Raw genomic sequence first — 24,810 nt, forward strand, 5'->3', positions numbered from 1 at the left:
TCCACCACTCCCATACCGAAATCAACGACGTATCAACGAAGAAAAGGCAATACAACATGGACACGCTCAAGTCACTGGACCCTGCCCACAACGACATCGCCAAGGACCTGGCCGACACCGGGGTCCGCTACGTCACGGCCTCGTGGGTGGACATCCTCGGCAGGTCGCGGGCCAAGAGCCATCCGGTGGAGCTGCTGCCCGAACTGCTGGCCGGCTTCGCCCGGTACACGCCGCGCGGCATCAACGGAATCGGTGTGATGAACCCGGTCGAAGAAGAGGTCACCGCGATCCCCGACCTCGACACGCTCACGGTGCTGCCGTGGGACACCCGCTTCGCCTGGATGGCTGCGGACATGTGGTCCGACCGCGGCGAGCCGTTCCCGTCGTGCCCGCGGTCCATCCTGAAGCGCCAGATCCAGCGCGCCGCGGACCAGGGTTACCAGTGCACGCTGGGCATCGAACCCGAGTTCTACGTCTACCGGCCCGAGAACCTGCACTCCGGCGGCTTCGGTGACCTGACCGCGACCGGGGCGATCGAGCCGAGCCCCGCCTACGACGTGGAAACCACCTACGACGTCGCGGATTTCCTCGACGACGCGGTCGCCACGATGGAGAAGATCGGGCTCAAGGCGTTCGCGCTGGGCGCCGAAGGCGGAGTCAACCAGTTCGAGATCGACTTCTACTACAAGGATCTGCTCGAGATGGCCGACCGCGTCACGCTGTTCCGGCTGATGATGCACCAGGTCGCCAAGCGGCACGGGTTGGCCGTCAGCTTCATGCCGAAGCCGTTCGCCAACCTGTGGGGCTCGGGAGCCCACTTCAACCTCGGTCTCTACGAATACGGCAAGCCGGAGGAAAGTGTGCTGCGCATCGGCGGGTCCAGCGTCGCCGGTGAAGACGAGTGGTCCAAGGAGTCGAAGTACTTCGTCGGCGGGCTGCTCAAGCACGCCCGCGCCCTGACCGCGATCACCAACCCGCTGGTCAACTCCTACAAGCGGTTGACCCCGCGGCTCGTCGACGGCTCGGTGTCCTGGGCGCCGATCAAGATCGCGTACGGACCGAACAACCGCTCCTGCATGATCCGGCTGCCCGAGAACCGTCCGGCCATCGAGGTCCGCAACCCCGACGCGTCGGCCAACGTGTACCTCGCGGGTGCGTTCCTGCTCGCCGCCGGCCTCGACGGCATCGCCAACGAGATCGACCCCGGCCCGGAGATGACCGAATTGGCCTCGGAGCGAGACGAAATCGAGCGCCTGCCCCGCACGCTGCTGGAAGCGGTGGAAGCCTTCGAGGAAGACGAGCTGACCCATGAGGTGTTCAGCGAGGACTTCATCAAGGACTACACGGCGACCAAGCGTGACGAGTGGGAGAAGGACCACCTGCCCGTCGGCGACGCCGAGCGGACAGATCACCTGGTCTACTTCTAGCCCCCCGGTACGTCCGGTCGGGTTCGGTCAGCAGCGGACCCCTCGTCGCGCTGGCACCGAGCCCGGCCGGACCCCCAAGGAGATGACGGCAATGACGGTGACGGCAGAGAACTGGCTCGAAGGGCTGGTCGACGAGATCCGGCCGGCGCTGTACGGCGGCGCGGTGTCGGGATACCTACCCGAATTCGAGGCCGCCCGCGTCGACGACCTGGCGATCGCCATCGACTACGGCGCAGACGGCATTCTCACTGCGGGACAATGTCACTCGCTGTTCACCGCGCAGAGCGTGGTGAAGGTGTTCACGCTGCTGCTGGCGCTGCACCACCGCGGCGAGGACTACGTGTTCGAGCGCGTCGGATGCGATCAGGGCATCGGCTCGTACAACTCGCTGGAGACGTTCATCCGGGGCTCCGGTGTGCCCGTCAACCCGTTCGTCAACGCCGGTGCCCTCGTGGTCGTCGACATGCTGCCCGGCTCCGACCCCGACAGCCGGGTCCGAAACGTCGTCGACTTCATCCGCGCCCTGTCGGGCAACACCTCGATAGGCGTCAACACCGGTGTCGCGCGTTCGGAACACACGCTGGCCGACCGCAACCGGGCGCTGGGCTACTTCCTGCGCAGCCACCGGCTGATCTCAACCGACGTCGAGGAACTGCTGTGGGCGTACTGCCAGATGTGCGCGATCGAGGTCGATGTCGTCGACCTGGCGCGCGCGGCCCGGGTGCTGGCGCAGGCCCGCGACGTCGTGGTCGAAGGCCAGGTGCTGCGCGCGGCCCATCTGCGCCTGGTCCGGCGGCTGATGCTGTTCGCCGGGATGTACGAGGCGTCCGGCCAGTATGCGTGCGACGTCGGGATACCCGCGAAGTGCGGGGTGTCCGGCGCCACGATCGGCGTGGTCTACCAGCGCATGGGCATCGGCGTCTACGGGCCGGCGCTGGACCGGTCCGGAAACAGCGTCGGCGGCCTGCGGGTGCTGCGGCAGCTGTCGGGCACCCTCGACTTCGACTGACGACGCCGGTTCACTTGCCGAAGCCGGCCTTACGCAGCGCGTCGGCCATCGACCCGGTCGGTGCCGCGGCCCGGCGGCCGGCGTCCTTGTCGCGACGCGGCGGCTGCGTGCGGCGCGGTGCCGGCCCGCGGTCCGGGCGCTTGTTCTTGGCGGGCTGCGGGGTGTCGTTCAGGCGCAGGCTCAGCCCGATCCGCTGGCGGTCGACGTCGACGTCGACGACCTTGACGCGGACCACCTGACCGGAGCGCACCACCTCGTGCGGGTCGGCGACGAACCGGTCGGACATCGCCGAAACGTGCACGAGGCCGTCCTGGTGGACACCGACGTCGACGAACGCGCCGAACGCCGCGACGTTGGTGACCACGCCCTCGAGCACCATGCCCACCTTCAGGTCGGCGATCTTCTCGACACCGGCGGCGAACGTGGCGGTGGTGAACGCCGGCCGCGGGTCCCGGCCGGGCTTCTCCAACTCGGCGAGGATGTCGGTGACCGTGGGCACGCCGAACCGGTCGTCGGCGAACTCGGCGGGTTTCAGCGTCCGCAGCGCCCGCTCGTTGCCGATCAGCTCGGCCAGCGTGATGCCGGACCGGTCCAGGATGCGCCGGACGACGGGATAGGCCTCGGGGTGCACACCGGAGGCGTCGATCGGATCGTCGCCGCCGCGGATCCGCAGGAACCCCGCGCACTGCTCGAAGGCCTTGGCGCCCAGCCGCGGAACCTCCAGCAGCGCTTGGCGATTGCGGAACGGACCGGATTTGTCGCGGTGCGTGACGATGGCCTCGGCGAGGCTCTCCGACACCCCCGACACACGGGACAACAGCGGCACCGAGGCGGTGTTGAGATCGACGCCGACCGCGTTGACGGCGTCCTCGACCACGGCGTCGAGGCTGCGGGCCAGGGTGCCCGGTGTCACGTCGTGCTGGTACTGGCCGACCCCGATCGACTTCGGGTCGATCTTGACCAGTTCGGCCAGCGGGTCCTGCAGGCGCCGCGCGATCGACACCGCGCCGCGCAGGGTCACGTCGAGGTTCGGGAGTTCGTGCGCGGCGTACGCCGATGCCGAGTACACCGAGGCGCCCGCCTCGCTGACCATCGCCTTGGCCGGCGCGTCGGCGCCTGCGGCGCGGATGTCGGCGATCAGTTCGGTGGCCAGCGCGTCGGTCTCCCGCGACGCGGTCCCGTTGCCGACCGCGATCAGCTCGACACCGTGGCGGGAGACCAGCGCGGCCAGCACCGCCTTCGCCGAATCCCATTGCCGCTGAGGCTGATGCGGGAAGATCGTGGTGGTGTCGACGACCTTGCCGGTGCCGTCGACGACGGCGACCTTCACCCCGGTCCGGTAACCGGGGTCCAGGCCGAGGGTGGTGCGGTTACCGGCCGGTGCGGCCAGCAGCAGGTCCTTGAGGTTCTTGGCGAACACCGCGACCGCCTCCTCCTCAGCGCGCCTGCGCAACCGGACCCGCGCGTCGACCCGCGCCGAGATCATCAGCTTGGTGCGCCAGGCCCACTCCACGGTGCCCACCAGCCACGGCGTCGCGGCGGCCGTCGAGGTCATGTCGACCCCGAGGGTCTCGGCGATCATCACGTGGTAGCCGGCGTCGTCACCGCCGTCGAAGGTCAGCGCCAGCACCTCCTCCTTCTCACCGCGCATGACCGCGAGCACCCGGTGCGACGGCATGCTCTCCAGCGGCTCGCTGAACTCGAAGTAGTCCCGGAACTTCTGTGCTGCCGGGGTTTTGGCGACCTCGTCGCTGAGCGGGCCGGTCCGCAGCGAGCCACCGTTCCAGAATTTCTCGCGGACGGCGCCGACCAGTTCGGCGTCCTCGGCGACCCGCTCGGTCAGGATGTGCCGGGCGCCGTCGAGTGCGGCCTCGGCGGTGGCGACCTCACCGGTGACGAACTCGGCGGCCACCTCCAGCGGGGCGCGGGTCGGGTCGGCCAGCAGGCGGTCGGCCAGCGGCTCCAAACCGGCCTCGCGGGCGATCTGCGCCTTGGTCCGGCGTTTCGGCTTGTAGGGCAGGTAGATGTCCTCGACCCGCGACTTGGTCTCCGCGGCCAGCAGCGCGGCCCGCAGCTCGTCGGTGAGTTTTCCCTGCTCGTCGATCGAGGCGAGCACCGCAGCCCGCCGGGTGTCGAGTTCCCGCAGGTACTGCAGCCGCTCCTCGAGCGTGCGCAACTGGCCGTCGTCGAGGCTGCCGGTCACTTCCTTGCGGTACCGGGCGATGAACGGAACCGTCGCACCCTCGTCGAGCAGCCGGACGGCGGCCGTGACCTGGGCCTCGTCGACCGCCAATTCCTCAGCAAGGCGGGCATTTACAGATTTCTGCGGTGAGCTCTGGAGCACGGGAAGACTCTACAGGTCGGCCGGCTCAACGACGCAACGGAACCGCGGCCTGGAAGGCCGCCGCCTTGCCGTCCGACTGCCACCGCAGCCAGTTCTCCCACCGTCGCAGGTTGGACCGCTGCCACCGCGCATCCACCCTTGGCGACACCCGCCGCGCGAGTTCCAGCGCAAGGACGACGGGTGCCCGCGCCAGCAGCAACAGAACTCCGGGAACCGCCGAGGGCAGCCGGTAGCGCCTGCGGTTCCACGGCAACATGTACAGGCCGAGATAACCGGCCTGCACGCGGTAGTGGTATTCGGCGCGCAGCCGGGCCAGCCCACGATGCTGGGGCGCCGGCCTGAACGCGGGCACGAACGACTCCACCAACTCGACGCCGCTGTGACCGCTGTCGTAACTGCGCGCCGCGTCGGCCATGAACAGGATGCGCCAGGCGTCGGCGACGGTCTCGGGAAAGTAGCCGTCGCAACGCACCCCGACCAGGTACCCGCAGTAGCGGTTGAAGTGCAGCACCGCGCGCATCTCGCGCCGCGACGTGAGGTGGCCCAGCGGGTAGAGCCCGAGCGCCGGGGCGACGCTTCCGCCCAGCAGGGTCAACAGCATCGCCGACTGGCTGATCGGCAACCCCCACCGTGCGGTGTTCCACTCCGGGTGACGCCGCACCCGGTCGCGGACGCTGACGTGCATGATGCGTACGTGCAGTGAGATGTTGCGGCCTTCCGAGCCCGGCGTGAGGATCGCACCGGGCCGGCACACCTCGATCCACCACCGCGAGGTCTCCAGGTAGCGGTGCAGCGCACGTTCACCCGCGTAGCCGCCCGACAGCGAGAGCGGCACGGCGAGCCAGCCCTCGGTGTAGGTGTCGTTGGTGCCGGCGTTGCCAAGGGCGCCCAAGGCATAAGCCCACCGCCGCCACACCGCTGCGCCCTGCTCGACGAGGTCGGGGTCGACCCACTCGGGCACCTGCTCGAACTCCTCGAACAGCGCTCGCATCGATTCGGGCGCCTCGGGTACCGCATCGATACCGTCGCGCTGCGCAGCCTCGACCAGGTCGCGGGCTCTCCGCGCGCCGAGGTCACCGTGGTAGGTCTCGGCGACGAACCGCTCCGCGACCGGGTCGCCTTCGGTGAGCCCGGCGATGAAGGCGCGAGCGACGTCGTCGGAGGGATACAGGTCGATGCCGGTGAGCCGCTTGACCAGAGCGCGCTGCCGCCGGCGACGGTCGCTCAACTGCGGATACCGAAAAGCGGTGGGGGAGGACGCCGGCATGTGTTCAGTCTTAGCGCATGACGCCGCTCCGTAGGCTGGAGTCGTGTTCTTCTTCCTGTTCGGATACGGCGTCAAGCAGAAGTATCTGGGCGCCGGTCAGGTCCGGACCTGCCCGCGCTGCCACAACACGACGCAGTGGAGCAGGATGCGCGAGTTCAAGCAGTTCTCGCTGTTCTTCATTCCGGTCGCGCGGTGGCGGCGCCGGGAGTTCGAGGTGTGCGGGATCTGCGGAGCGGCCCTTGCAGGTTGAGCAGTTGCGCCACCGCGACCACCGCGGCCCCGGCCAGCGACGCGACAAGCACCGACGTGGTCTCGTTGAGCCGCACGGCGATCCCGACCAGCGCCCAGATGATCACCAGTGCGTAGGCTAAATCCTTGTGCCGCAACGTCATCACGACGCCGAGCGCAGCCGCGACGAGGATCATGATCACACCCCACGTCGGCTCTGAGATGCCGAACCCGTTCCAGCCGGCGTCGTCGAGCGTGATCGTCGCGTTGGCGATCGTGGCCACCGAGATCCAGCCCAGGTACACCCGGAACGGGATGTGCACGGTCCACCGCTCGAGCGTCGACGTCGCCGGGCGGGCCACCTGCAGGCGGTAGATCACGATCAGCGCGCTCAGCAGCACCACCATCAGCAGCATGCTCAGCGGGAACATGTTGTGGTGCCAGGCGAACAGCCAGCAGCAGTTGGCCAGCGCGGTCAGCAGATACCACGGGGCGATCGCGCCGGCGGCGCCGCTGTCGGGGCGACCCTTGACCGCCGCGACGACGAGATACGCGCTGTAGGCGATCAACCCCAGATAGATCAGGCTCCAGATGGAGAACACGTAGCCGGCGGGCACGAAGGACACCTCGACGCGGCGGGTGACGTCGCCCGTGGTCTGTCCGTTGATCGGGAGGCTGTTGGCCAGATAGTTGACGAACAACGTGGCCGCTGTGGCCAGGCAGACCGCCACCGGCAGCACCAGCGACGAGGTCGGACGACGGACGGTGGTGCTGGTCATCACTACTCCTCTGGGCCAGGTCTGCGGTATATGCCCGCTAACCGTTAGTCCGAACCCTGTCCGTCATCGGTGACAGTGAGGCCGAGTTTCACCGCATTGTCGAACTCGTCGTCGACGAGGACGACATCGCGCCCGGCCCGGTCGAGGAACGAGGCCGCGATCGAAGACCGGTAGCCCGACGCGCAGTGCACCCAGACCGTCGAGGACGGGACCTCGTGGAGCCGTGTCGGCAGTTCGTGCAGCGGAACGTTGAGCGCGTCCGGGATGTGCTCGGCGCCGTATTCGTGGTTCTGCCGAACATCGAGGACTTCCACCGATTTCGCCTCGCGCTCGTGGGCCAGCCGAGTGAAGTCGACGACCGGATACGAGCCGAGCGCACTTCCGTCACGGAGCTCGTCCATGTCGCCGGCGGCGGCACCAGTCAAGCGGTCCACTCCGATGCGCACCAGTTCCCTTTTGGCGTCGGCGATCTGGTCGGGTGTCTCACCGATCAACGTCACCGGCGCGTCCCACTCGTAGAGCCACCCGAAGTAGCTGACGAAGGAGCCGGACAACTCGAACCCCAAGGTACCCCGAATATGTCCGGCAGCGAATGCGGTCCGGTTACGGAGATCGACAACCCATTCACCGGCCTCCAGGCGGCGGCGCAACTCAGTCGGGTCGATCGGCTGGGGTGGCGTAAGATCCACCGGTGGCGGTCCTTCGCTGTTGATAGCCCCCATGTGCGCGTAGTACGAGGGGTAGGCCGACAATCCCGCAAGCAGTTCCTCGACGAAGCTCTGTTCGTCCTGGGTGAGTGCGGGGTTGTCGCGCCGCTGCTCGCCGATCGTGGATTCATCGCCGGAAGCCGGTGTGGCCGAACAGAAGCTGCCGAATCCGTGGGTGGGATAAACCGGGGTCTCGGGCGGCAGCTGCGCGGCGAGCCTACGAACGGAAAGAAATTGCGCCCGGGTGAGTTCTTCGGTGTCATCCGGGCTGATCAGATCGGTCCGTCCGGTGGTGCCGAACAACATCGAACCTCCCGTGAAGACGCCGAGAACCTCGTCGGCGTCGTCGCGGAGCACATAGCTGACGTGATGGTGAGTGTGGCCCGGCGTGTGCATCACCTCCAACCGGATGGGCCCGGCGTCGATGATGTCACCATCGCTGACGGCGCGACGGGCGTAGCGGACGTCGTCGCCGGCCGGCACCACGTACTCGGCGTCGACCGTGCGCGATAGTTCGAGCCCTCCGGTCACATAGTCGTTGTGCAGGTGCGTTTCCAATACATGTGTGATGCGGACCTTGCTGTCGTGCGCCAGCGAGAGCACCCGGTCGATGTCGCGCTGCGGGTCCACCACCACGGCGATGTCGTCGTGGGTGATCAGATAGCTGCGGTCACCGAGGCCGGATGTTTCGATGATCGAGACGTTCATGATTTTCCTTTCTGTGGTCAACGTAGGACTACGGTGTCGACGAGCACGTATGCGGCGACGACGAATACGAGGTAGGCGAACCAGCGCTGCAGACGGTCGGTGTCGACTCGGGCGCCGAAGTATCCGGCGACCAGCGAGGCGGCCATCGCGGTGGCGACGAACGCCGCGGTGAGTGACCAGTCGACGCTGACCCCCTGGAGGTGCGAGAAGATGCCGGCTGCGGAGTTGGCGACGATGATCACAAGTGAAGTGCCGATGGCGGTGGACATTTCGACCCCGAGCACTACCACCAGGGCAGGAATGATGAGGAAGCCGCCGCCGACGCCGAACAAACCGGTCAGCACGCCGACCACCAGGCCGGCCCCGATCGACCGCGGCGCGCAGCGTCGCCAGTTGACCTGACCGGATCTGACTTCGCATGCGGTGCCGGTGTTGGCCTGGTCGGTCAGCATACGCAGGCCGGCGACGACCATCACCACCGCGAATCCGATCAGCACTGCAGACTCGGGCAGGTGTCTGCTGACGGTGCTGCCGACAACGGTGGCCGGGACCCCGGCCGTCGCGAAGATTGCGGCCATTCGCCATCGAACCTGTCCGGCGCGGATTTTCGGTAGCACTCCGACCGCCGAGGCAGCGGCGACGACGATCAGCGAGACCGGGATGGCCTCTTCGACGCCCAGACCCAACCCGTAGACCAGCGCCGGGACCGCGAGAATCGATCCCCCGCCGCCGAGCAGGCCCAACAGGACGCCGATCAGCGCACCGAGGGTCAGGCCGATCCCCAAGCTCATGAATGCCCTGTACCCCGCTACCGACGCCACAACCTGCGCGTGGCCCGGCGCGGCGGTTCGGACGCCCGTCGACAACGGCATTGCTGGGGGGCCGGCACGGCGCGCATCACGTCATCGACGTGCCGGCCGCAACCGTCCCACGTCGTCTTATTGCAGGACGGGCATCGAATCGCGTAGCACATGCTGATGTTCCCTTCGTGACGTGGTGTCAGACCGCGGCATGGGTGTGCGCCCACGCGTTGTACCCGCCGAGCAGATCGGAGACCTGATCAAAGCCGTTGGCGCGCAGGAGTGATGCGGCCACGCTGGAGCGCCAGCCCCCCGCGCAGTGCAGGACGATCGGCCTGTCGGTCGGTACTTCGCCCATGCGGGTCCGCAGTTGTGCCAGCGGGATGTGCATCGAGCCTCCGATGGCGCCGGCTTCGCGCTCTCCCGGGTTGCGAACATCGATCACTGTCACGCTGTTCTCGCCCACCGACTCTTCCAGTTCGGCAACCGTGGTCCGAGATGCGGGCTGCAGCAGGTCGGCCAGTCCGTCAGGGAAATGTCCGTCGTGGCCGACGTTGAGGTATCCGATGGCATTGTCCGATCCGATTCTGGCCAGCCGTAGCGCGGCCGCCTGCTCCTGCCCCGGGTAGGTGATCAGCGCGACCGGCTCGCCGACCTCGGCCACCATGCCCGCGGTCTCGGCGAATCGGCCGTCGAAGCCCACGTTCACCGACCCGCGCAGGTGCATCGCGGCGAAGTCATCGACGCTGCGGGCGTCGAGCACCCGCACACCGGCGGCCAGCGCGGCGCGAATCTGACCGGACGATATCTCGGGTACAGTCCGCCCCTGCTGCAGCAGCGGGTGGATCCGCTTGTTCATGGCGGCATCGGAGGCGAAGTATGCGGGCGCGGCGGGCTGACCCCGCGTGATCATGGTGACGAACGCTTCTTCGCTCATCGGTTGCACCGACGGATTGCTCCTTCGCTGTTCGCCGATCGTCGATGTGAGCTCTGACGACAGGTTCTTCCCGCATGACGAGCCGGCGCCGTGTGCCGGCAGCACGCGTACGTGGTCGGGCAGCTTCAGTAGCTTGTCGTGGATGGTATGAAACATCGCCCGCGCCAGGTCGCTGGTCGAGCTGTCCCCGATGTTGACCAGATCCGGTCTGCCGACGTCACCGATGAACAACGAGTCCCCTGTCAGCACGGCCGTCGGCTCGGCGCCGGCGCGCTCGCGGACCAGCACACTGATCGACTCCCAGGTGTGTCCGGGTGTCGCCAGGATCTCCAGATCGACATCGCCCAGTGACAGGTGTTCGTTGTCGGCCAGTCGGCGAATCGGGTAATCGGTGTCGGCAGACTCGCCGAAGCCGATCCAGGAGCCGGTCGCATCGACGAGCTCGAGGTGGCCGGAGACGAAGTCGGCGTGGAAGTGGGTGTTGATCACGCCCTCGATCGTGAGCCCGTACCGGTGTGCGTCGGCCAGGTATTCGCTGATGTCGCGGCGCGGATCCACCACGATCGCGCGTCCGGTCGACTCGTCACCGATCAGGTACGACGCATGTGACAGGCATTCGATGTAGTACTGCTCGAGGATCATGTCCGAGCCCCTTTCAATAATCAGGCGATGAGGCCGAATACCCCTATGGGTATATTGGACAATACCCCATGGGGTATATATTCCGCATGTGACGCGGAGTCAGGAGAAGTGGAGGAAACGTGGTTGGTGACCAGGAAGCCATCGCCGCCGTGCTCAACCGGCTGCGGCGTGCCCAAGGACAACTGGCCGGCGTGATCGCGATGATCGAGCAGGGCCGCGAATGCAAAGACGTGGTAACTCAGCTCGCGGCGGTGTCGCGGGCGCTCGATCGCGCCGGCTTCAAGATCGTCGCCACGGGTTTACGCGAATGCGTGACCGGCGACCCGGAGGGTAATGAGAAGCCCATGACCGAGGCTGAACTGGAGAAGCTCTTCCTCGCTCTGGCCTGACCGTCCCAGACAGACAAACCAGACAGACAAAGGAGTCATCATGAGTATTGCCCTGGCCACCCACCTCAGGGCGTCCTTCGACGATGCCGTGGCGCTTACCCGTGAGGCACTGGCCGACCAAGGATTCGGTGTGCTGACCGAGATCGACGTGAAGGCGACGCTGAAGAACAAACTCGACGAGGACATGGAGAACTACCTCATCCTCGGCGCATGCAACCCGCCGCTCGCGCACCGGGCGATCGACGTGCAGCGTCAGATCGGGCTACTGCTGCCGTGCAACGTCGTCGTACGCACCGATCCGGGTGACCCGGAGACGACGCTCGTCGAGGCGATGAACCCGCAGCTGCTGGTCGACGTCACCGAGGAACCGGGGCTCAAGCCGATTGCCGATGAGGTCGGAAGCAAGCTGAAAGCGGCGATCGACGCCTTGTCTCGGTGAGGGGCGAGCCGAGCGTTCGCAAAAGCCACACCGTCGCGACCTAGGCGAGCGCTGCCAGCGCGGTCTCAGGGTCGTAGCCACCGAACCCGCTCAATTCGCCACCGCGCAGCCGATTCGCCCAGCCCGGGTCGGCGAGCAGCGCGCGTCCGATCGCCACGATGTCGAATTCGTCGGCGTCGAACTGCGCGACCAGGTGGTCCACCGGGGCGGGCGCGATCACCTGGCCCCGCTTCTCGCTGCGGAACTGCGTCGCCAGTCCGACCGAACCGACCGTGATCACCGGTAGCCCGGTCACCTTCCTGGTCCACCCGGCCAGGCTGGCCTCGCCATGTTCGGGGAACGCGGGCGTGTAGTGCCTGCGGGTCGAGGGATGCAGGACGTCGACGCCGGCGTCGGCCAGCGGAGCGAGCAATTCCTGCAACTGGCGCGGGTCCTCGGCGATGGTGGCGGTGTAGTCGGCGCCCTTCCACTGCGAGAACCGGAAGATGATCGGATAGTCCGGGCCCACCGCGGCGCGGACGGCGGCCACCACCTCGGCCGGGAACCGGGTCCGCGCGGCCAGCGAGCCACCGTAGCCGTCGGTCCGCAGATTGGTGCGCTCCCAGAAAAACTCGTCGAGCAGGTACCCGTGCGCACCGTGCAGTTCGACGGCGTCGAAGCCGATCTCCCTGGCAGTGCGGGCAGCATCGGCGTACATCGCGGCGACTCCGGGAAGTTCGTCGGTCTCCAGAGCGCGCCCCTTCGGCTTGCCGAGCCCGTCGACGCCAGAGGGGCTGACGGGGTCAACACCGTCGGCGTCCGCGCGTTCAGCGCCCTGATGCCACAGCTGCGCGGCGATCCGGCCGCCCTCCTGGTGCACACCGTCGACGACGCGCCGCCAGCCGGCGAGCACTTCGTCACCGGCGAGCGTCGGGATGCTGAACGGGTAACCGGCCGCCGGATCCGGTAACCGGACCCCCTCGGTGATGATCAGACCGACCCCGCCGGCGGCCCGGCGCCGGTAGTACTCGGCGACGTCAGCGCCCGGAACCCCGCCGGGCGACGCCTGACGGGTCATCGGCGCCATCGCGAACCGGTTGGGCACCGTCAGAGAGCGCACGGTGAGGGGTCGGAAGAGGTCGTCAATCGCCACGAACCGATCCAACGCGACGCCGACGCCGGTGATTCCATCGCCCGGGGAGGGGCCGACTCAGCGGTCGACGAGCAGGGCCTCGAACGCGACCCGGTCACCGCGGTACAGCGCCCGCACCAGTTCGATCGGCTCGTCGTGTTGGTCGACCGTGCGGCGGTTGAGCAGCAGCACCGGCATCGCGGTCGTGGTGCCCAGCAGCAGCGCCTCGCGCGGGGACGGCAGCGCGGTCTCGATCCGCTCGAGCGCGGCGCCGAACGTCACGCCGGATTCCCGCAACGCCGAATACAGCGACGTGCCCGGATCGAATGTCGTTCGCAGCCAACCGAACCGGGACACCGCAAGATAAGTGCTCTCCAGCCCGATGCGTTCCCCGTCGGCCAGCAGCACCCGCTCGAGCCGCATCACCTTCGCGCCGCGCCGGATGCCCAGTGCGCGTGCCGATTCCTCGTCGGCGCGCACATCGTCCCAACTGATGAGCTGCCGACCCGGAACCCGGCCCATCCGCTCTGCGCCCTCGGTGTAGGACCGCAGCGACAGCGGCTGCACGAGTTTCGGCCGCGACACGACCGTGCCTCGACCGCGACGTTCGATGCGCCCCTCGACCAGCAGTTCGTGCAACGCCTGGCGCACGGTCTCGCGGGCGACGTCGAAACGAGCCGCCAGCTCCCGCTCCGCGGGCACCGGGTCACCGACATCGAGCCCGGCGAGCAGATCGTCGAGCTCCGTGCGGACCCGGTACGCCTTCGACGTGCGCGTCGCCCCGGTCATCGGCCCGCGGCGACGGCGAGGCGTTCGGCGATGCCGATGAGCGCGTCGAGCTCGATGCCCGGCGCGCCGGGCTGTTTGGCGGCATCGTCATATGCCCGCAGCCGCAACGCATCCGGCCACCACGGATGCCGGGCGAACTCCACGTCGGCGGCCGCGCCGCCCTGGCATGCCAGCGACGCGACCGACACCGCCGACAGCGTCTGCCCGTAACCCGGCCGGGTCGCGACGAGATAGCGCTTGGCGGCGACGTGCGCACCGGCCAGCCATCCGACGCGCGCGCCGAACCGCGGCGCCAGCCAGTCGCGGGCGATCACGTCGTGGGCCCGCGACCCGTCGGCCAACAACGGGCTGTGCCCGACGTCGTGCAGGGCCGCGGCCAGCACGAGCCCGTCGTCGGCGCCGTCGGCCACCGCCAGCGCCGCCGACTGGCACGCATGGTCGAACTCGTCGACGGCGTCCTCGTCCCAGACCCCGCGCAGCGACTCGAGCACCGCCACCACCTGATCGCTTCCGCTCACGCGCGGAAACCTACCAGAAATTGGTCTATACCAATCGTTCATCGTGCGTTTTTCCGGACGTCAGCGGCCGGTCGCCGCGGGGTCGTCCGCCCGCGTCATTGTCCGGCTGTGCGACTCATCATCATCGGCGGCGGAATCCTCGGCACGGCACACGCTTTCGAGGCGGTCCGGCGCGGGCACGAGGTCGTGCACCTCGAACGCGAGGCAGAGGCGCGCGGCGCCACGGTCCGCAACTTCGGCCTGGTCTGGGTGTCCGGCCGGGCCTCCGAGGAACTCGAGATCACGCTGCGGTCGCGGCAACTCTGGGAGGAGATCGGCGCCGACGTGCCCGGCGTGGGTTTCCGGGCCAACGGATCGCTGACCCTGCTGCGCACGCCCGCCGAAATCGCGGTCGCCCACGAGGTTGCCGAACGCCCGGACGCTCCCGCCCGCGGCTTCACCGTTCTCGACCCCGACGAGGCGCGCGCTCTGAACCCGGCGCTGCGCGGCAAGTTCCTGGCGGCGCTGCACTGCTCGCGCGACGCCACGGTCGAGTCGCGCCAGGCGATGCCCGCGCTGCGTGCCCACCTCGAGGCGACCGGCCGGTACATCTTCCTGCCCGGTGTCGAGGCCCGCGCCGTGGACGGCACCCGGGTCCGCGACGACCACGGGCGACTGCACGACGGTGACCTCGTCGTGTTGTGCACCGGCGCCGCCCACAGCGGGCTGGTCCGCGAACTGGCCGGTGAACTGCCGGTGCGGCGGGTGCGCCTGCAGATGATGCAGACCGCCGCGCTCGGCGAACCGCTGACCACTTCCATCGCCGACGGCGACAGCCTGCGCTACTACCCGGGATTCGCCGGTGAGGCGCTCGACGGGCTCAACCGCACCCAGCCGCAGGATGTCGTCGCCGAGCAGCACCACATGCAGCTGCTGTGCGTGCAGCGCCTCGGCGGCGGCCTGACCATCGGCGACACCCACGAGTACCGCGAACCGTTCCCGTTCGACGTCGGCGAAGGCCCCTACGACTACCTGGTCGCCCTGGTCGAGGAACTGCTCGGCCGGCGCCTGCCACCGGTGCACCGGCGGTGGGCCGGCGTCTACAGCCAGAGCACCGACGCCGGCCAGATCGTTTGTCGCCGAACCCCGGCCGAGGGCGTGCACCTGGTGACCGGGCCCGGCGGCCGCGGGATGACGTTGGGGCCGGCGCTGGCCGAGCAGACCGCCGACCTGATCGGCCTGTGAGTGATTGGCCTAGACCAGATGGATGTCCGCTGTTCATCCGGAATTCCGTTCTCCGGAACCCTGCGGTCCGGCCCGCACCCGAAGGTGAGTACATGCGAATCGAACTAGCCGTCTTCGACATGGCCGGCACCGTGGTCAGCGACGACGGGCTGGTGCTGCGGTCGTTCGAGGAGGCCGCCACCGCGGTCGGCGTCCCCGCCGAAGGAGCGGAGCGCGACGCCGCCCGCCGATACGTCCTCGACACCATGGGCCAGTCCAAGATCGCGGTGTTCACCCACCTTTTCGGCGGCCGCGCCGAGGAAGCCAACGCGGCGTTCGAGAAGGCCTACGAGAGCCTCATCGACGGCGGTGTGCGCCCGATCGCCGGTGCCGCCGAGACGTTCTCGTCGTTGCGCGACGCCGGCGTGCGCATCGCGCTGACCACCGGGTTCAGCTCCGCGACGCAGCACCGCATCCTCGACGCTCTCGGCTGGCAGGACGTCGCCGACGTCGTGCTCGCGCCCGGCGCCGGCGTGCGCGGGCGGCCGAGCCCGGATCTCGTGCTGACCGCGCTGATGCGCGCCGGTGTCGACGACGTCCGCCACGTCGCGGTCGCCGGCGACACCGCCAGCGACATCGCCACCGGCCTGAAGGCGGGCGCCGGCGTCGTCGCCGGGGTGCTCACCGGAGCGCACGACGCGCAGACCCTGCGCGAAGCGGGCGCGACCCACGTACTGGACTCCGTCGCCGACCTGCCCCCGATCCTCCTGAGTTGACGTAACCGAAGCCGAAAAGGATTGTTCGACATGCCATCACACCACGTATCCCGCATCGCCACCGCCGCCGCCTGCGTGGCGCTCACCCTTGCCGGATGTTCGAGCGACGACTCCGGAGCCGGCGCCGCCAACGAGGCCGGCTTCCCCGACACCATCACCCTGGCGGCCATCCCCGCCGAGAACTCCACCGACATGCGGGCCAGTTATGAGCCGCTGATCAAGATGCTGGAGCAGGAGACCGGATCGACGATCGAGTTCGTCCAGGCCTCCGACTACGCCGGTGTGGTCGAGGGCATGATCGCCGACAACGTCGACCTCGCGTTCTTCGGCCCCTTCGCCTACGTCGTCGCCACGGTCAACGGCGCCAAGATCACCCCGCTGGGCGCGGTCATCGAAGAAGAGGGAGCCGAGCCCGGGTACCAGTCCTACGGCCTGGCCCGCTCCGACAACGCGGCGGTCAACGGCCTGCCCGACTTCGCAGGCAAGAAGGTGTGTTTCGTCGATCCCGGTTCCACGTCGGGCTTCCTCTACCCGTCGGCGGGCCTCATCGAGGCCGGGGTGATCAAATCGGGCTCTGAGGCCGACATCTCGGCCGCGATGACCCCGATCTACGCCGGCGGCCACGACGCCTCGGCGCTGGCCATCAAGAACGGCGACTGCGACGCCGGCTTCGCCTTCGACAGCATGGTCGACGAAACCATGGTCGCCAAGGGTGATCTGGCGCCCGGTGACCTCAAGACCGTGTGGAAGTCGGAGATGATCACCGGTTCGGTGTTCGCGGCCAACGAATCGCTGGGCGCCGAGGCCATCGACAAGCTGTCGGCGATCTTCACCGAAAAAGCCAACGCGAAGGCGTTCGAAGAGGCCGGCTTCTGCACCGGCGACGACTGCCTGATCACCGACGAACGCGCCTGGGGGGTGGTGCCGGTCGACGACTCGGCCTACGACGGCGTGCGCAAGGTCTGCGAGGTCACCGGCTCCGAAAAGTGCAAGGGCTGACCGCCATGGACGTCGTCGACCCCGCCCATGCGGTCGCAGGCGACGATGTGGTGGTCGCGGTGCGCAACCTCACCAAACGATTCGGTGACACGGTGGCACTCGACGACGTCTCGCTCGACGTGCACCGCAGCGAACTGCTGGTGCTGCTGGGCTTGTCCGGATCGGGCAAGTCGACATTGTTGCGGTGCCTCAACGGTTTACACCCCGTCGACGCCGGTCAGGTCAACGTCGGCGGCACCCGGGTGGACCGGGCGTCGGCCGCCGAACTGCGCGCGCTGCGCCGCCGGGTGGGCTTCGTGTTCCAGCAGTTCAACCTCGTCGGCCGGCTCAGTTGCCTGGAGAACGTGCTGATCGGCGGGCTCGGCCGGCTGTCGCTGCCGCGTTACGGCGCGCTGACCTACCCGCGCGGCATGCGCGCCGAGGCCCTGACCCACCTCGACCGGGTCGGGCTCGCCGACTTCGCCTCGCGGCGCGCCGACACGCTCTCCGGTGGCCAGCAGCAGCGGGTCGCGGTCGCCCGGACACTGATGCAGCGGCCGGCGCTGCTGCTCGCCGACGAGCCGGTCGCCTCGCTGGATCCCGAGAACGCCGGCGTCGTCATGGATCTGCTGTTCCGGATCTGCATCGAAGAGAAGCTGACCGTGGTGTGCACACTGCACCAGGTCGACCTCGCGCTCGGCTGGGCACACCGACTGATCGGGCTGCGCAACGGCTGCAAGGTCCTGGACCGGCCCGCGGTGGGCTTGAACCGCGACGACGTGATGGGCATCTACCGGCGTGTCGAACCCGAGGTAACCCGCACACCGTGAACACGTCGCTGGCGCAGCGCCCGCCGGCCTCCGGCGCCCCGCGCATCCGGCCCGGTGCCCTGCACATGGTCGCGGTCGCCGCGCTGGTCGTGACGCTGGTCTCGGCGTGGTTCATCGACTTCCTGCCCGCGAACCTGATCGGCGGTGCCGATGAGGTCGTGGCGCTGATCGAGCGCATGCTGCCGCCGAGGCTCGACGATCCCGGCCGGATCGGGACACTGGCCGTCGAGACGCTTCTGATGGCGGTGCTGGGCACCGTGCTGGCCGCGATCGCGTCGGTGCCGTTGGCGTTCCTGGCCGCTCGCAACACCACGCCGCACCCGTTCGTGTACACGGTGGCGCGGGCGGTCATCACGTTCTGCCGGGCGATGCCGGATCTGCTGTTCGCGGTGCTGTTCGTGCGCGCCTTGGGTATCGGTGTGCTGCCCGGCATCCTGGCGCTGGGGCTGCACTCGATCGGCATGCTCGGCAAGCTGTTCGCCGACGCCATCGAGGCCAGCGACGCCGGCCCGCGGGAAGCGTTGCGCAGCACCGGGGTCGGCTACTTCCGGGAGATGCTGAACGCCGTCGTCCCGCAGGTGGTGCCGGCCTGGATCGGGGCGTTCGTCTACCGCATCGACATCAACCTGCGGATGTCGGTGGTGCTCGGGTTCGTCGGCGCCGGCGGGATCGGGTTCGCGCTGCAGGACGCGCTGCGCGGGCTGATCTATCCGCGGGCGCTCGGCATCGTGCTGGTGATCCTCGCCATCATCGTCGCGATGGAACTGGCCGCGATCGGTATCCGCCGGATCCTGTTGACCCCGTCGGCCTCTGATCCGCGGCGGGACCGCGCGGCACGGTTCGGGTTGTCGCTGACCCTGATCGCGGCGACGGTGGCCTCGCTGATCGTCCTGAAGATCAACCCGGTGTCGTTGTTCACCTGGGTCGGCCCGTCGGTCGAGGTGTTCGCCCGGATGGTGCCGCCGAACTTCGACGCGCTGGGCGTCGACCTGTTCGACGCCGCACTGCAGACCATCGCGATCGGCGTGGTGTCGACGGCCATCGGCGTCGTGCTGTCCATTCCGGTCGGAATCCTCGCGGCGCGCAACGTCGCACCGAACGGCCTGTGCTACTGGGTGGCTCGCGGGTGGATCCTGGCGGTCCGCGCGGTGCCGGAGTTGATCCTGGCCGTGGTGTTCGTCGCTGCGCTGGGCCTCGGCCCGATCGCGGGCACCTGCGCGCTGGCGATCGGATCGGTCGGGTTCCTGGCCAAACTGGTCGCCGACGCGGTCGAGGAGATCGACCCCGGCCCGATGGAGGCGGTGCGCTCGGTCGGCGGCGGCTGGTGGAAGACGTTGACCGCCGCGGTGATTCCGCAGTCGATCCCGGCGATGGTCGGTTCGAGCCTGTATCTGCTCGACGTCAACGTGCGGACGTCGACGATCCTGGGCATCGTCGGCGCCGGCGGTATCGGGTATCTGCTGTTCGAGTCGATCCGCACCCTGAACTTCGACGTGGCCGGCGCGATCGTGCTGGTGATCTTCGTCATCGTCTACAGCATCGAGAGGCTGTCGGGGTGGATCCGGTCGCAACTGGTCTGAGCCGCGCCGCGGTGTGGACCGGCACCGGCGTCGAAATGCGCGACGTGCAACTGCCGGACGGCGAGACCGTGGTCCGCATCCGGCTCGCCACCGTGTGCGGGAGCGACCTGCACACCGTCGCGGGCCGGCGCGCCGGACCGTGCCCGAGTGTGCTCGGCCACGAGGCGGTCGGCGAGGTGGTGGCCATCGGGCCGCGCACGGAGCTCTCCGTGGGGGAGCGGGTGGTGTGGTCGGTCACCTCGAGCTGCGGCGCCTGCGCACGCTGCCGATCGGGGCGCACCGCGAAATGTCACGCGGTTCGCAAGGTCGGCCACGAGCCGTTCGACGGTGACTGGCCGCTGTCCGGCAGCTACGCCGAGCACATCGTGTTACCGACAGGCGTTGCGGTGCAACGGGTTCCGTGCAGGCTCGACGACCGGGTGGTGGTGCCCGCGGCGTGTGCGACGGCGACCGTGATGGCGACGTTGGAGGCCGCGGGTGCATTGCGGGGTCGTCGGGTTCTCGTCGTGGGGGCCGGCATGCTCGGGGTCACCGCCGCCGCGGCGAGCACCGAGGCCGGCGCCGAGGTGACGATCGTCGACGTCGACGAGGTGCGGGTCCGGTCGGCGCAGAGATTCGGCGCTGCCGCTGATGCCGGCGGGGTCGTCGACGTCGCGATCGACTTCTCCGGGTCGTCGGCCGCCGCGGCCGCCGCGCTCGGGCGCCTCGACGTCGGCGGCACGCTGGTGCTCGCCGGCGCCGTCCTGCCCGGTGCGCCGCTGCCGGTCGACCCGGAATCGGTGGTGCGCAACTGGTGGACGATCACCGGCGTGCACAACTACGAGCCCCACCACCTCGAGCAGGCCGTCGCGTTCCTGCACCGGACCGATGAGCTTTATCCGTGGGCGTCCCTGGTGGCCGATCCGGTCGGCCTCGACGCCACGGGATCCGTGCTCGCCGCGGCGCCGGTCGGGGCGCTGCGGGCCTCGATCGCCCCGTGAGAATCGTGCCGAGTGTGGGCTCGTGTCACGCGAACTCGCGAAAAGCGTGACGCAATCGCACGCTCGGCGGGACCCGGGTCAGCCGGCGTTGGACGCCAGCAGGGGCGGCGCCGGCGGGGTCGTGGGCTGCGCCGAGCGGTCCCCGGCCCGGCGGGCCAGCTTCTCGAGGTTCTTGATCAGCACGCTCTTACCGTCGATGCGCAGCCAGCCGCGGTGCGCGAAGTCGGCGAGCGCCTTGTTCACGGTCTCGCGCGAGGCGCCGACGAGCTGGGCGAGCTCCTCCTGGGTCAGGTCGTGGGCCACCCGCAGCCCGGCCCCCTCCTGCTGCCCGAACCGCTGGGCGAGGGCGAGCAGCTGCTTGGCGACCCGGCCGGGCACGTCGGTGAAGATCATGTCCGTGTAGGTGTCCTGGGTGCGACGCAAGCGGCGGGCCAGCACCCGCAGCAGCTGCTCGGAGATGCCCGGCGAGTCCGCGATCCACGTGCGCAGGGCACCACGGTCCATGGACACCGCCTGCACCGCGGTGACGGCGATGGCACTCGAGGTGCGCGGACCCGGGTCGAAGATCGCCAGCTCGCCGAACATGTCCGACGGGCCCATGATCGCCAGCAGGCTCGAGCGGCCGTCGGGGGTGCGCTGGCCGATCTTCACCTTGCCGTCGACGACGATGAACAACCGGTCGCCGGGTGCGCCCTGTGCGAAGATCTCCTCACCGCGCCGGAACTGGATCGGACGCAGGTGTTCCATCAGCGACGCGACGGCTGCGGGCTCGACGCCCTGGAAGATCCCCGCTCTGGCGAGGATGGCGTCGGTGCTGGCGAGAGGCATGGCGGTCCTGATCTGTAGAGATGATTGACGCCGATGATACCTCTATTTGTTTAGCTGTATCGGTGTTCCGGTCCAGCTGGTTGAGCGTCAGTCGAGCCGGCCCGCGTCCACCAACCGCAGCACCGCCGCACCCGCCTCGTCGGACTCGGCGAGATCGACCTCCACGGTGAAACCCCAGTCGTGATCGCCCGCGGGGTCGTCGAGGATCTGGCGGACCCGCCACACGTCGGGCTCGCGGTCGATGATCAGCAGCGCCGGACCGCGCGCGTCGGCGCCCGTGCCGACGTCGTCGTGTTCGTCGTAGTACTCCGCGCCGACCTGCTGCCAGCGGTCCGCCGTCCACCCCGACCCGCGGTCCAGCTCGCCGAGGTCGGACCAGCGCCGCCGGGCGAACAGTTCGACCCGGCGGAACAGCGCGTTGCGCACCATCGCGGTGAACGCCCGCTCGTTCCCCGTCAACGGGCGTGGCTTGGCCGGCACCGCGACCGGCGCGTCGTGCGGCTGGTCCGGGCTGGTCAGCTGCTCCCACTCGTCGAGCAGGCTCGAATCCACCTGGCGGACAAGCTCTCCGAGCCATTCCACGATGTCGGTGAGTTCCTCGGTCCTGGCCGCGGCGGGCACCCCGGACCGCAGCGCCTTGTACGCGTCGGACAGGTACCGCAGCACCGCTCCTTCGGAGCGGGTCAACCCGTAATGGCTGACGAACTCGCGGAACGTCATCGCGCGCTCCCACATCTCGCGCACCACCGACTTCGGGGACAGCCGGCCGTCGGCGGCCCACGGATTGCTCCGCAGGTACACCTCGAAGGTGTGGCCGAGCAGTTCGTCAAGCGGTTTCGGGTAGGTCACGTCGTCGAGAAGCTCGATGCGTTCGTCGTATTCGATGCCGTCGGCCTTCATTTCCGCCACCGCTTCGCCGCGGGCCTTGTTCAGCTGCGCGGCGAGGATCTGGCGCGGGTCCTCCAGCGTCGCCTCGATGACCGAGACCACGTCGAGCGCGAAGGTGTCCGCGTCGGGGTCCAGCGCCTCGACCGCGGCGAGCGCGAACGTCGACAGCGGCTGGTTCAGCGCGAAATCCGGTGGCAGATCGACGGTCAGCCGGTAACGCCGACCGTCGGGCTCGGGCGCGTCCAGCCGTTCGATCACCCCGGCCTGCAGCAGCGAGCGGGCGATGCCGACGGCCTCGCGGATGTGCTGCAGCTGGCGTTTGCGCGGTTCGTGGTTGTCGGTGAGCAGTCGTCGCATCGCGGCGAACGGGTCCCCGGGTCGGGCCACCACGTCGAGGATCATCGCCGTCGACACCCGAAGGTTGCTGGTCAGTGGTTCGGGGGTGGCGTCGACCAGCCGCTTCATCGTCGACTCGCTCCACGGCACCATGCCCTCGGGTACCTTGCGGCGCACCAGTTTTCGCCGCTTCTTCGGGTCGTCGGCCACCTTGGCGAACTGTTTGAGGTTCTCCACCTCGTGGTCGGGTGCCTGCACGACGACGGTGCCCGCGGTGTCGTATCCGGCGCGGCCTGCCCGCCCGGCGATCTGGTGGAACTCGCGGGCGTTGAGCAGTCGGGTGCGCACACCGTCGTACTTGGACAGCGCCGAGAAGACCACCGTGCGGATCGGCACGTTGATACCGACGCCGAGCGTGTCGGTGCCGCAGATGACCTTGAGCAGACCGGCCTGGGCCAGCTGCTCGACCAGCCGCCGGTACTTCGGCAGCATCCCGGCGTGATGCACCCCGATGCCGTGCCGCACCAGCCGCGACAGTGTCGACCCGAACGCGGTGGAGAACCGGAACGCGCCGATGTGCTCGGCGATCGTCGCCTTCTCCTGCTTGGTGCACACATTCACGCTCATCAGCGCCTGCGCGCGTTCCAGCGCCGAGGCCTGGGTGAAGTGCACGACGTAGATGGGCGCCTGCTTGGTGTCCAGCAGATCGCCGATGGTCTCGTGCATCGGCGTCGTCGCGTACGAAAAGAACAGCGGCACAGGGCGTTCAGCGTTGGCGACCAGCGCTGTGGGCCGCCCGGTGCGCCGCGTCAGGTCCTCGCGCAGGAACGTGACGTCGCCGAGGGTGGCCGACATCAACAGGAATTGGGCCTTCGGCAGCTCCAGCAGAGGCACCTGCCACGCCCAGCCTCGGTCCGGGTCGCCGTAGAAGTGGAACTCGTCCATCACCACCAGGCCGATGTCTGCGTCTGTACCCTCGCGCAGCGCGATGTTCGCGAGGATCTCGGCGGTGCAGGCGATGATCGGCGCGTCGGCGTTGACCGCCGCGTCGCCGGTGAGCATGCCGACGTTGTCGGCGCCGAACACGTCGCACAGCGCGAAGAACTTCTCGCTCACCAGGGCCTTGATCGGGGCGGTGTAGTAGCTGCGGCGCCGTCCCGCCAGCGCCGCGAACAGCGCGCCGGTGGCCACCAGCGACTTGCCCGACCCGGTCGGCGTCGCCAACACCACGTTGGCGCCGCTGACCAGTTCGATCAGCGCCTCCTCCTGCGCGGGATACAGCGTCGTGCCGTTGGCCTCGGCCCACGCCGCGAAGGTCACGAACAGTTCGTCGGGGTCCTGCGACAGGCGTTGCGCGGCGGCGGTCAGGGAGGGCTCAGGCACCGCGATGCACCGGCCCGAGCCGGTCGGCGATCTGCTCGACGGCGAACTCGACGTCGGTGAGCCTGGCCTGCAGCCGCTCCGGCACCCACGCCAACGCGATACGCGCTGGCGGCCAAGTGCTTTCGTCGACCGGAATCAACTTGAACTCCGGTGGTGAGAACATCTTGCCGATGAACGACTCCGGGGCGTAGCTGACCACCGCGACCAGGTGGCGGTTGAACACCTGGGTGGCCATCTCGACCTCGCCGCCGCGCTGGTTCGTCGTCCGCACGATCCGGTGCACGCCGCGGCTGTTGAGCTGCCGGATCAGGCCCGCCAGCACCACCGGGTTGGGCCGGGCCACGTCGATGGCGACCTCGCGGTCCCGCAACTCCTCGATGGTGACCTGGTCGCGGGCGGCCAGCGGGTCGTCGAACCGGACCGCGATCGCGCCCTGGTAGCTGGCCACCACCTTGTAGCGCAGCCGCTTGTCGCTGGCCGGTAAGTGGATCAGCCCCAGCTCGGCGTGCCCGCCGATCAGCTTCGCCGTCACCTCGGCCGCCGAACCCGGAACGCTGAACTGGGTGGGTTCGGGCAGCGTCGCGAGCACCGACTCGAGCTGGGTCAGCAGATCCGACGGCGCATACGCGGTGGCGCTGACCCGCATCGGGGCCAGGCCCCGCACGCCCTGCACGGCCGTCTGTTTGAACTCCTCGACCTGGCGCAGGATCTCGCGCGCCGGCCCGATCAGCCGCTGACCGAGCGGGCTGAGCCGCACCTCGTGGTAGCCGCGTTCGAACAGCGGGCCGCCGAGTTCCTTCTCGAACAGCTTGATCTGTTTGCTCAGCGGGGGCGGGGTGATCATCAACTTGTCCGCGGCCCGTTTGAAGTGCAGCTCGTCAGCGACAGCCACGAAATATCTGAGCCTGGTGAAGTCGATGTCCATTCCTGCCGC

Annotated in this window: 23 protein-coding genes; 11 read left to right on the plus strand and 12 right to left on the minus strand. The window is 68.8% G+C overall.

The features are described 5' to 3' along the window. The first annotated feature begins 56 nt into the window (after positions 1 to 56). Positions 57 to 1,427 (plus strand): glutamine synthetase family protein, encoded by a 1,371-nt coding sequence (locus BHQ18_RS14265; protein ID WP_069414267.1) that lies wholly within the window; start codon positions 57 to 59, stop codon positions 1,425 to 1,427. Between the two features lie 91 nt (positions 1,428 to 1,518). Further along, positions 1,519 to 2,436, plus strand: coding sequence for a glutaminase A (glsA, locus tag BHQ18_RS14270; protein ID WP_069414268.1), 918 nt, complete (start codon positions 1,519 to 1,521; stop codon positions 2,434 to 2,436). A 10-nt stretch (positions 2,437 to 2,446) separates the two neighbouring features. Here the strand turns inward: glsA and BHQ18_RS14275 are convergent, their stop codons facing one another. Continuing rightward, on the minus strand, positions 2,447 to 4,780 hold the full coding sequence (locus tag BHQ18_RS14275) for a Tex family protein (RefSeq protein ID WP_084294062.1): 2,334 nt from the start codon (positions 4,778 to 4,780) through the stop codon (positions 2,447 to 2,449). A 25-nt stretch (positions 4,781 to 4,805) separates the two neighbouring features. Further along, entirely contained in the window at positions 4,806 to 6,047 is a 1,242-nt protein-coding gene (locus BHQ18_RS14280) for an oxygenase MpaB family protein (protein WP_069414270.1), read from the minus strand. A gap of 43 nt (positions 6,048 to 6,090) precedes the next feature. On the opposite strand from BHQ18_RS14280, the gene BHQ18_RS29125 reads away from it, so the two are divergent. Then, positions 6,091 to 6,297: a zinc-ribbon domain-containing protein gene (locus tag BHQ18_RS29125; protein ID WP_084294063.1), complete on the plus strand. Its 207-nt coding sequence runs from the start codon at positions 6,091 to 6,093 to the stop codon at positions 6,295 to 6,297. Here the strand turns inward: BHQ18_RS29125 and BHQ18_RS14285 are convergent. The 4 genes from BHQ18_RS14285 to BHQ18_RS14300 all read right to left on the minus strand — a co-directional run bounded on the left by BHQ18_RS14285 (position 6,224) and on the right by BHQ18_RS14300 (position 10,848). Next, positions 6,224 to 7,054, minus strand: a complete 831-nt coding sequence (locus BHQ18_RS14285; protein ID WP_069414271.1) for a TspO/MBR family protein — start codon at positions 7,052 to 7,054, stop codon at positions 6,224 to 6,226. The two genes, BHQ18_RS29125 and BHQ18_RS14285, sit on opposite strands and share 74 nt — an antisense overlap. Before the next feature lie 44 nt (positions 7,055 to 7,098). Next, positions 7,099 to 8,469: an MBL fold metallo-hydrolase gene (locus BHQ18_RS14290; RefSeq protein ID WP_069414272.1), complete on the minus strand. Its 1,371-nt coding sequence runs from the start codon at positions 8,467 to 8,469 to the stop codon at positions 7,099 to 7,101. 17 nt (positions 8,470 to 8,486) lie between these two features. Beyond that, a complete protein-coding gene (locus tag BHQ18_RS14295) occupies positions 8,487 to 9,260 on the minus strand; it encodes a sulfite exporter TauE/SafE family protein (RefSeq protein WP_069414273.1) in 774 nt (257 codons plus the stop codon). A 208-nt stretch (positions 9,261 to 9,468) separates the two neighbouring features. Continuing rightward, positions 9,469 to 10,848 carry a rhodanese-like domain-containing protein gene (locus BHQ18_RS14300; protein WP_069414274.1) on the minus strand — a complete coding sequence of 460 codons (1,380 nt, stop codon included), beginning with the start codon at positions 10,846 to 10,848 and terminating at the stop codon, positions 9,469 to 9,471. Positions 10,849 to 10,967: 119 nt separating this feature from the next. Between BHQ18_RS14300 and BHQ18_RS14305 the strand changes: the two genes are divergently transcribed. Further along, positions 10,968 to 11,237 carry a metal-sensitive transcriptional regulator gene (locus BHQ18_RS14305; protein ID WP_069414275.1) on the plus strand — a complete coding sequence of 90 codons (270 nt, stop codon included), beginning with the start codon at positions 10,968 to 10,970 and terminating at the stop codon, positions 11,235 to 11,237. Between the two features lie 40 nt (positions 11,238 to 11,277). Next, entirely contained in the window at positions 11,278 to 11,676 is a 399-nt protein-coding gene (locus tag BHQ18_RS14310; RefSeq protein WP_069414276.1) for a DUF302 domain-containing protein, read from the plus strand. 40 nt (positions 11,677 to 11,716) lie between these two features. On the opposite strand, the gene BHQ18_RS14315 is transcribed toward BHQ18_RS14310, so the two are convergent. From BHQ18_RS14315 to BHQ18_RS14325, 3 genes are read right to left on the minus strand one after another with little or no spacing between them, the layout of a single operon-like run. Beyond that, the gene (locus BHQ18_RS14315) at positions 11,717 to 12,808 is read right to left on the minus strand and encodes an NADH:flavin oxidoreductase (RefSeq protein WP_069414277.1); all 1,092 of its coding nucleotides are present in this window, start codon (positions 12,806 to 12,808) and stop codon (positions 11,717 to 11,719) included. A 57-nt stretch (positions 12,809 to 12,865) separates the two neighbouring features. Further along, positions 12,866 to 13,576, minus strand: a complete 711-nt coding sequence (locus tag BHQ18_RS14320) for a GntR family transcriptional regulator (RefSeq protein ID WP_069414278.1) — start codon at positions 13,574 to 13,576, stop codon at positions 12,866 to 12,868. Beyond that, positions 13,573 to 14,094, minus strand: a complete 522-nt coding sequence (locus tag BHQ18_RS14325) for an HD domain-containing protein (RefSeq protein WP_234794177.1) — start codon at positions 14,092 to 14,094, stop codon at positions 13,573 to 13,575. The genes BHQ18_RS14320 and BHQ18_RS14325 overlap by 4 nt, the downstream gene beginning before the upstream one ends. A gap of 108 nt (positions 14,095 to 14,202) precedes the next feature. Between BHQ18_RS14325 and BHQ18_RS14330 the strand changes: the two genes are divergently transcribed. The 6 genes from BHQ18_RS14330 to BHQ18_RS14355 all read left to right on the plus strand — a co-directional run bounded on the left by BHQ18_RS14330 (position 14,203) and on the right by BHQ18_RS14355 (position 20,441). Further along, on the plus strand, positions 14,203 to 15,318 hold the full coding sequence (locus tag BHQ18_RS14330; RefSeq protein ID WP_069414280.1) for a TIGR03364 family FAD-dependent oxidoreductase: 1,116 nt from the start codon (positions 14,203 to 14,205) through the stop codon (positions 15,316 to 15,318). A gap of 92 nt (positions 15,319 to 15,410) precedes the next feature. Then, positions 15,411 to 16,073: a phosphonatase-like hydrolase gene (locus BHQ18_RS14335; protein WP_069414281.1), complete on the plus strand. Its 663-nt coding sequence runs from the start codon at positions 15,411 to 15,413 to the stop codon at positions 16,071 to 16,073. A gap of 30 nt (positions 16,074 to 16,103) precedes the next feature. After that, the gene (locus BHQ18_RS14340) at positions 16,104 to 17,072 is read left to right on the plus strand and encodes a phosphate/phosphite/phosphonate ABC transporter substrate-binding protein (RefSeq protein ID WP_069414282.1); all 969 of its coding nucleotides are present in this window, start codon (positions 16,104 to 16,106) and stop codon (positions 17,070 to 17,072) included. Positions 17,073 to 17,077: 5 nt separating this feature from the next. Next, entirely contained in the window at positions 17,078 to 17,881 is an 804-nt protein-coding gene (gene phnC / locus BHQ18_RS14345; RefSeq protein ID WP_069414370.1) for a phosphonate ABC transporter ATP-binding protein, read from the plus strand. A gap of 65 nt (positions 17,882 to 17,946) precedes the next feature. Continuing rightward, positions 17,947 to 19,461 carry a phosphonate ABC transporter, permease protein PhnE gene (phnE, locus tag BHQ18_RS14350; protein WP_084294075.1) on the plus strand — a complete coding sequence of 505 codons (1,515 nt, stop codon included), beginning with the start codon at positions 17,947 to 17,949 and terminating at the stop codon, positions 19,459 to 19,461. Next, the gene (locus BHQ18_RS14355; RefSeq protein WP_069414284.1) at positions 19,437 to 20,441 is read left to right on the plus strand and encodes a zinc-binding dehydrogenase; all 1,005 of its coding nucleotides are present in this window, start codon (positions 19,437 to 19,439) and stop codon (positions 20,439 to 20,441) included. Before phnE ends, BHQ18_RS14355 begins: the two co-directional genes overlap by 25 nt. A 78-nt stretch (positions 20,442 to 20,519) precedes the next feature. Here BHQ18_RS14355 and BHQ18_RS14360 read toward each other — a convergent pair whose 3' ends face one another. From BHQ18_RS14360 to BHQ18_RS14370, 3 genes are all read right to left on the minus strand, one after another. Beyond that, positions 20,520 to 21,269 carry a Crp/Fnr family transcriptional regulator gene (locus tag BHQ18_RS14360; protein WP_069414285.1) on the minus strand — a complete coding sequence of 250 codons (750 nt, stop codon included), beginning with the start codon at positions 21,267 to 21,269 and terminating at the stop codon, positions 20,520 to 20,522. Positions 21,270 to 21,356: 87 nt separating this feature from the next. Further along, positions 21,357 to 23,876 carry a DEAD/DEAH box helicase gene (locus tag BHQ18_RS14365; RefSeq protein WP_205866100.1) on the minus strand — a complete coding sequence of 840 codons (2,520 nt, stop codon included), beginning with the start codon at positions 23,874 to 23,876 and terminating at the stop codon, positions 21,357 to 21,359. Further along, positions 23,869 to 24,801 (minus strand): LysR family transcriptional regulator, encoded by a 933-nt coding sequence (locus BHQ18_RS14370; RefSeq protein WP_069414287.1) that lies wholly within the window; start codon positions 24,799 to 24,801, stop codon positions 23,869 to 23,871. Before BHQ18_RS14370 ends, BHQ18_RS14365 begins: the two co-directional genes overlap by 8 nt. Positions 24,802 to 24,810: the final 9 nt, after the last annotated feature.

The sequence above is a fragment of the Mycolicibacterium flavescens genome, from assembly GCF_001722335.1.
In the GTDB taxonomy this organism is placed as follows: Bacteria; Actinomycetota; Actinomycetes; order Mycobacteriales; family Mycobacteriaceae; genus Mycobacterium; species Mycobacterium flavescens.